Genomic DNA, 6,689 nt, shown 5'->3' with positions numbered 1-6,689 from the left:
GCGGCGGCCGGGGCGCCGGCAGCCTGTCTCCCCAGCAGCCGGTGAGCAGGGCGCGCAGCAGCGGCCGGGCGCGGGCCTGGCCGACGGTCCACTCGGCGACGGACACCAGCCGGGCCGCCGTCCCGACGCCTTCGATCAACAGCCGTTCCACACCGCGCAGATACAGGTCGGCCTCGCGCCGTACGAGCGCGCGGGCCAGGCCGTCCTTGCTGCCGAACTCGTTGTAGAGCGTCTGCCGGGAGACGCCCGCGGCCGACGCGACGTCGACCATCCTGATCGCTGACCAGGGCAGATCGGTGAGCGCCGACAGAGCGGCGCCCAGAAGGGCTTCACGTGCTGTAGGCATCGTCGCCTCCATGGCCGTGCGGCTCTGCGCACAGAGTTGACGGGCCGTCGCTGTCTGTCAAGACCAGCGGCACATGCCCATCGCATCGGCCGGTCATGCGTGGACGGGCGTACGGGCCGGCGTACGTCGCGCCGCGCGACGCCCCCGTGCGGTCCCTTGGTGTCCCGCGTGGGGTTCCGTGGTGCGCCGTCAACTCGCGGCCGTACCGGGCACCTCCCGCTCGCCGGGCCCCGTAGCCCCTGGCCCGGACCGGTGGATACTGTGGCGACCATGCCCGATTACCACGATGATCTTCGTCTCGCCCACGTACTCGCGGACGCCGCCGACGCCGCGACCATGGACCGGTTCAAGGCTCTGGACCTCAAGGTCGAGACCAAACCGGACATGACTCCGGTGAGCGAGGCCGACAAGACGGCCGAGGAGCTGATCCGTGGCAATCTCCAGCGGGCCCGCCCGCGCGACGCGATCCTGGGCGAGGAGTACGGCGTCGAGGGCACGGGGCCGCGCCGCTGGGTCATCGACCCGATCGACGGCACCAAGAACTACGTCCGGGGCGTGCCCGTCTGGGCGACGCTGATCTCACTCATGGTGGCGACCGAGGGCGGTTACGAGCCCGTCGTCGGCGTGGTCTCGGCCCCGGCCCTGAGCCGCCGCTGGTGGGCGGCGAAGGGCGGCGGCGCGTACACGGGCCGCAGCCTCTCCTCGGCGACCCGGCTGCGGGTCTCGGACGTCTCGCGCATCGGGGACGCCTCGTTCGCGTACTCCTCGCTCACCGGCTGGGAGGAGCAGGGCCGCCTCGACGGCTTCCTGGACCTGTCGCGGGCGGTCTGGCGCACCCGTGGCTACGGCGACTTCTGGCCGTACATGATGGTCGCCGAGGGCTCTGTCGACATCTGCGCCGAACCCGAGCTGTCACTCTGGGACATGGCGGCTCCGGCGATCGTCGTACAGGAGGCGGGCGGCAGTTTCACCGGTCTCGACGGGCGTCCCGGGCCGCACAGCGGTAACGCGGCGGCGTCGAACGGAGTTCTGCACGAGGAACTCCTCGGCTACCTGAACCAGCGCTACTGAGCCGAACCGCCCCTCACCACGTCGTACAGGACCAGATCCGGTACGACTATTTCTGGCTGTCGCCATCCCCCTTGTTCACTGCGCGTAAGCGTGTCACTCTGAGAGCTCCCCCACTTGTGAACTTGTGAATTGTTTCTCGGGAGAGGTTTACCAGGAAACTTTCACCTAGGAGGTGGCTCCATCCATGCTTGTACGTGACGCGATGAGTTCGGTGGTCCTCACCATCGGACCGGCGCACACCCTCCGTCAGGCGGCCGGCCTCATGGCGGCCCGGCGCGTCGGTGCCGCGGTCGTCCTGGACACCGACCACTGCGGGATCGGCATCCTCACCGAGCGCGACATCCTCAACTCCATCGGCGCCGGCCAGTCCCCGGAGACCGAGACAGCCGGCGGCCACACCACGACCGACGTCGTCTTCGCCGCACCCTCATGGACGCTGGAAGACGCGGCGGCGACCATGTCAAAGGGCGGATTCCGGCACCTGATCGTGCTGGACGACCGCGAGCCCGTCGGGATCGTGTCGGTCCGCGACATCATCCGCTGCTGGGTACCGGCCAGGCGCGAAGCCGGCGTCATGGCGGGCTGAGAAGCCCCGGGAGACCGGGCGGACATACGGCAGGGGCCGGATCCGTGCGGAATCCGGCCCCTGCTGTCGTCGCTTCGTCGCTCGCCGCTCGTCGCGGGTGAGCCGTCAGGCGCGCAGGGCGCTCACGGCGGACTCGAGCCGCTTGCCGAAGTCACCGTCGGCCTGACGGAAGTTGTTCACGGCGCGCTCGGCGATGTCGTCGCGCGACACCTTCGAGATGAACTGCGCGAGGTTGTCGATCAGACGGCCCTGCTCGTCCGCCGTCATCGCGCGGTAGAGGTTGCCCGCCTGGACGAAGTCGTTGTCCTCGGCGTGCAGCGGGGCCACGTGGTGGCCGGTGTCGCCGCCGACCGGAGTCGACTGCCACAGCGGCTTGTCCGTCTGGAACGGGCCGCCGAAGCTGTTCGGCTCGTAGTTCTTGGTGCCCTTGTGGCGGCCGTCGTAGAGGAAGCCGTCGCGGCTGTTCGTACGCGCCTCGGTGGCGTGCGGACGGTTCACCGGCAGGTGGTCGGCGTTGATGCCGACGCGGTAGCGGTGGGCGTCGCCGTACGCGAACAGGCGGCCCTGGAGCATCTTGTCCGGGGAGGGACCGATGCCGGGCACGAAGTGGGCCGGCGAGAAGATGGACTGCTCGACCTCGGCGAAGATGTTCTCCGGGTTGCGGTTGAGCTCCAGCTTGCCGATCTCGATCGGCGGGTAGTCCGCGTGCGGCCAGACCTTGGTCAGGTCGAACGGGTTGAAGCGGTACGTCGCCGCCTCCGCCGCCGGCATGACCTGGATCTGCACGGTCCAGGACGGGAAGTCGCCCCGCTCGATGGACTCACGCAGGTCGCGCTGGTGGGAGTCCGGGTCCATGCCCGAGAGCTGGTTGGCCTCGTCGGTGGTGAGGTTCTTGATGCCCTGGTCGGTCTTGAAGTGGTACTTGACCCAGAAGACCTCGCCGGCCTCGTTGTTCCACTGGTACGTGTGCGAGCCGTACCCGTTCATGTTGCGCAGCGTCGCCGGGATGCCGCGGTCCCCGAAGAGCCAGGTGACCTGGTGCGTCGACTCGGGCGACAGACCCCAGAAGTCCCAGACGTTGTCCGCCTCCTGCGAGCCGGTGTACGGGTCGCGCTTCTGGGTGTGGATGAAGTCGGGGAACTTGATGGCGTCCTTGATGAAGAACACCGGGGTGTTGTTCCCGACGAGGTCGTAGTTGCCGTCCTCGGTGTAGAACTTCAGCGCGAAGCCGCGGGGGTCACGCACCGCGTCGGCCGAGCCGAGGTTGCCGGCGACGGTGGAGAAGCGCAGGAACGTCTCGGTCTGCTTGCCGACCTGGGAGAGGAACTTGGCGCGCGTCCACTCGGAGACGTCACGGGTCAGCGTGAAGGTGCCGTACGCGCCGGCGCCACGCGCGTGCACGATGCGCTCCGGGATGCGCTCACGGTTGAAGTGGGCGAGCTTCTCCAGCAGCGCCTGGTCCTGGACCAGGACCGGACCGCCGACACCGGCGGTCTCACTGTTCTGATTGTCGGCTACCGGCGCCCCGGCCTCCGTAGTGAGCGGTCCCTGTGTCACGTGCGCCTCCTGCGTCATTACCTGCAAGTCCTGTCCCTTGGCGTTTGCCGATTCCGATCCTACGATGGACTTTGTCTAAGTCAAGCAAACATCCAAAGTCACACACGTTCGGGACCTGAGTCCCCTCCACTGTTAGGCTGGTCCCTATGAGTGACCTGTTGGAACGACTTCGGACACGTGGCTGGCGGATGACCGCCCAGCGGCGTGTTGTGGCCGAGGTCCTCGACGGGGACCACGTGCACCTCACCGCCGACGAGGTGCACGCGAGAGCTGTGGCCAGGCTGCCGGAGATCTCCCGGGCAACCGTCTACAACACGCTCGGTGAGATGGTCACCCTCGGCGAGGTGATAGAGGTGTCGACGGACCGGCGCGCCAAGCGCTACGACCCGAACGCACACCGGCCGCACCACCACCTGGTCTGCGCCCAGTGCGGGACGATCCGTGACGTGCACCCGACCGGTGATCCGCTGGCCGCGCTTCCCGACGGGGAGCGGTTCGGTTTCGAGATCTCGGACGTCGAAGTGACGTATCGAGGGACGTGCCCGAACTGCGCCGCCGCCTGAGCGATACGTGAGCGGTACGTGACAGTGGGCCCCGGCGGGCAGCCGGGGCCTTTTTCGTGCGCGGTGCTGCCTGACACCGTGCGCGGTCGCGCCAAAAGTCCGAGGCCCGGATCTCTTTCGAGATCCGGGCCTCGGATTCAAGTAGCGGGGACAGGATTTGAACCTGCGACCTCTGGGTTATGAGCCCAGCGAGCTACCGAGCTGCTCCACCCCGCGCCGTTGAATGCAACATTACGTGGCGCCGCCGGCCAGCGCAAATCCATAAATGGAGCTGCCCAGTTGGGGGTTGGACGGCACCCGGCCGGACGGTACGCGGGCGGGCGGTAAGCGGCCGGACGGGCGGCCGACGCGTCAGGCCGTCAGTTCCTGGTGCAGGGCGTCGCGCAGCCGCGCCGCGCGCTCGGCCACCTCGGAGGGGCCCAGCTCGACGGCGCGCGCGCACCAGCGCTGGCCCTCGCTCAACTCGCCCCTGCGGGCGGCGAGCAGCGCCAGGCGCAGCGCGGCCCTGCCATGTCCGGCCTGCGCCGCCCTGGTCCACCAGAGGGCCGCCTCGCGCTCGCTGCCCTCACGGGCCAGCAGCAGCCCGAGGTTGAAGGCGCCGTTACGGCTGCCCGCCTCCGCCGCCTCGCGGTACCAGCGCGCCGCGTCCTCGATGTCGCCCCGGCCGGCGGCGAGCATGCCGACGCGCACCTGGGCGCGGCGGTGCCCCTGCTCGGCGGCGCGCTCGTACCACTGCTCGCACTCGCTCTTCTCGGTGAAGGTCTCCCCGAGGGCGGGCGGTCCGGGCGGCGGTTCACGCGAGTCGAGCACGGTGGCGAGGCGGAAGGCGCCCTCCGCGCTGCCGCCGCCCGCCGCGCAGCGCAGGTGGCGCTCGGCCGACTGCTCGTCGCCGTCCCTGAGGCAGGCGATGCCCACCTGGAGGGCCGCCTCCGTGTGCCCGGCGGCGGCGGCGCGCTCGTACCAGCGCAGGGCGGCACGGTCGTCGTCACGGCCCGCGTACAGGATGCCGAGGTTGAAGGCGGCGTCGACGCTGCCCGCCTCGGCGGCCTTGGAGAACCAGGGCTCGGCCCCCGTGGGGTCGCCGGCCTGGAGCAGCAGGACGGCGAGCGCGTTGGCGGCCTCGCGGTGGCCCGCGTAGGCGGCACGGCGGTACCACTGCTCGGCCTGGGTGGTGCGGTCCTGGGCGGCGCAGAGCAGTCCGAGGTTGTACGCGCCGTTGACGTCGCCGGCGTCCATGGCGGCGCGGTACCACCGCTCGGCTGTCTGCTGCTCGCCACGGGCGGCGTGGAGCGCGCCGAGGGCGTTGGCGGCGTTGCCGTCGCCGTCCTGGGCCGCGCGCAGCCACCAGATGGCGGCGCTCTCCTCGTCGCCCGCGTCACGCAGCAGGAAACCGAGCGCGCAGGCGGCCCTGGCCTCGCCCTCCTTGGCCGAGGTGAGGTACCAGCGACCCGCTTCCTTCAGCTCGCCGCGCTTCTCCAGGATCGCGCCGAGGTGCAGGGCGGCGCGGCGGTGGCCACGGGCGGCGGCCTGCTTGTACCACTGGGCGGCCTCGCCCATGAGCGAGGGAGCGTCCGCCTCGGTGTCCGTGCCGTGGACGGCATGACGCACCGGAACATGGCGCGCGGGGGCGTTACGGGCCGGGGGGCCGGGCGCCGGCGGCCCCGTACCCCGGTCGTACATGACGTCGGAGCCGGAGCGGGCGCACTCGCGGGCGCGGCGCTCCAGCGTACGGGCGAGCCGGTACGCCGCTTCGCGGTGGCCCTGCTCGGCGGCGGCGCGCAGCCAGCGCTCGGCGCCGACGTCGCTGCGGTGCTCCAGCAGGTCGGCGAGCGCGTAGGCGCCGAGGGCGTGGCCCTGCTCGGCGGACTGGCGCAGCCAGTACTCGGCGGCGGGCTCGTCGCCCAGCTCGCGGTAGTGACGGCCCAGCGCGTGGGCGGCCGCGGCGGACCCGGCGACGGCGGCGACCCGCCACCAGCCGGCCGCCTCGTCGGGGTAACCGCGCTGGTGGAGGAGTACGCCCAGGTTGTTGGCGGCGGCGCGGTCGCCTTCGGAGGTCGCGGCACGCAGGTATTTCTCGGCGCCGTCGAGGTCGCCCCTGCGGAGCAGCAGGGCGCCGAGCACGCTCATGGACGCGGTGTCGCCGGCGTCGGCGGCGCGCCTGTGGCGCGTCTCCTCCTCGGCGTCCACGGCACTCTCCGCGTGCTCCGCTTGTCCCGGCACAAACCGCCCTGTCTCCAACAGAGTTGTCCTATCCCCCATAAACCCATCGTCGCATCACCGGCTGCCCGCGTACACCCGGTATACGCAGCCCGCGTACATCTGGTATACCGCGTCCGCTAAGGTCACTTCAGCGTTTTGTCGACATGCCCACAGGGAGTTCAGTCAAACACGGCCGGGGCCATCACGACCGTTCTGAAACACGCGTCGCGGCCGGCACAACCGACACGGCGCAGCGCCCGACACACATCTAGGGCCCGGATCCTTGTTTGGATCCGGGCCCTAGACCGCGAGTAGCGGGGACAGGATTTGAACCTGCGACCTCTGGGTTATGAGCCCAGCGAGCTAC

The 6,689-nt window shown here is 70.4% G+C and carries 6 protein-coding genes and 1 tRNA gene; 3 read left to right on the top strand and 4 right to left on the bottom strand.

Features of this window, described 5'->3' with window-relative positions:
• Window positions 1-346: TetR/AcrR family transcriptional regulator (locus tag QR77_RS27495; protein ID WP_150130584.1), on the bottom strand; the 346-nt coding region annotated here is incomplete at its 3' end.
• A 270-nt stretch (window positions 347-616) separates the two neighbouring features.
• On the opposite strand from QR77_RS27495, the gene hisN reads away from it, so the two are divergent.
• Both hisN and QR77_RS27485 read left to right on the top strand, forming a co-directional pair.
• The gene (gene hisN, locus QR77_RS27490) at window positions 617-1,417 is read left to right on the top strand and encodes a histidinol-phosphatase (protein WP_040028750.1); all 801 of its coding nucleotides are present in this window, start codon (window positions 617-619) and stop codon (window positions 1,415-1,417) included.
• 184 nt (window positions 1,418-1,601) lie between these two features.
• On the top strand, window positions 1,602-2,003 hold the full coding sequence (locus QR77_RS27485; RefSeq protein WP_040024741.1) for a CBS domain-containing protein: 402 nt from the start codon (window positions 1,602-1,604) through the stop codon (window positions 2,001-2,003).
• Window positions 2,004-2,108: 105 nt separating this feature from the next.
• Here the strand turns inward: QR77_RS27485 and QR77_RS27480 are convergent, their stop codons facing one another.
• Window positions 2,109-3,578 (bottom strand): catalase, encoded by a 1,470-nt coding sequence (locus QR77_RS27480; protein WP_040024740.1) that lies wholly within the window; start codon window positions 3,576-3,578, stop codon window positions 2,109-2,111.
• Between the two features lie 128 nt (window positions 3,579-3,706).
• Here QR77_RS27480 and QR77_RS27475 point away from each other — a divergent pair, with 128 nt between their 5' ends.
• Window positions 3,707-4,123 (top strand): Fur family transcriptional regulator, encoded by a 417-nt coding sequence (locus tag QR77_RS27475; RefSeq protein ID WP_040024738.1) that lies wholly within the window; start codon window positions 3,707-3,709, stop codon window positions 4,121-4,123.
• A gap of 142 nt (window positions 4,124-4,265) precedes the next feature.
• Here QR77_RS27475 and QR77_RS27470 read toward each other — a convergent pair.
• Both QR77_RS27470 and QR77_RS27465 read right to left on the bottom strand, forming a co-directional pair.
• Window positions 4,266-4,339, bottom strand: a tRNA-Met gene (locus QR77_RS27470).
• A gap of 135 nt (window positions 4,340-4,474) precedes the next feature.
• Entirely contained in the window at window positions 4,475-6,382 is a 1,908-nt protein-coding gene (locus QR77_RS27465) for a tetratricopeptide repeat protein (RefSeq protein ID WP_040024737.1), read from the bottom strand.
• Window positions 6,383-6,689 lie beyond the last annotated feature (307 nt).

Source organism: Streptomyces sp. 150FB (assembly GCF_000818195.1).
Taxonomy (GTDB): domain Bacteria; phylum Actinomycetota; class Actinomycetes; order Streptomycetales; family Streptomycetaceae; genus Streptomyces.
This window is presented reverse-complemented; position numbering and strand designations above follow the sequence as displayed.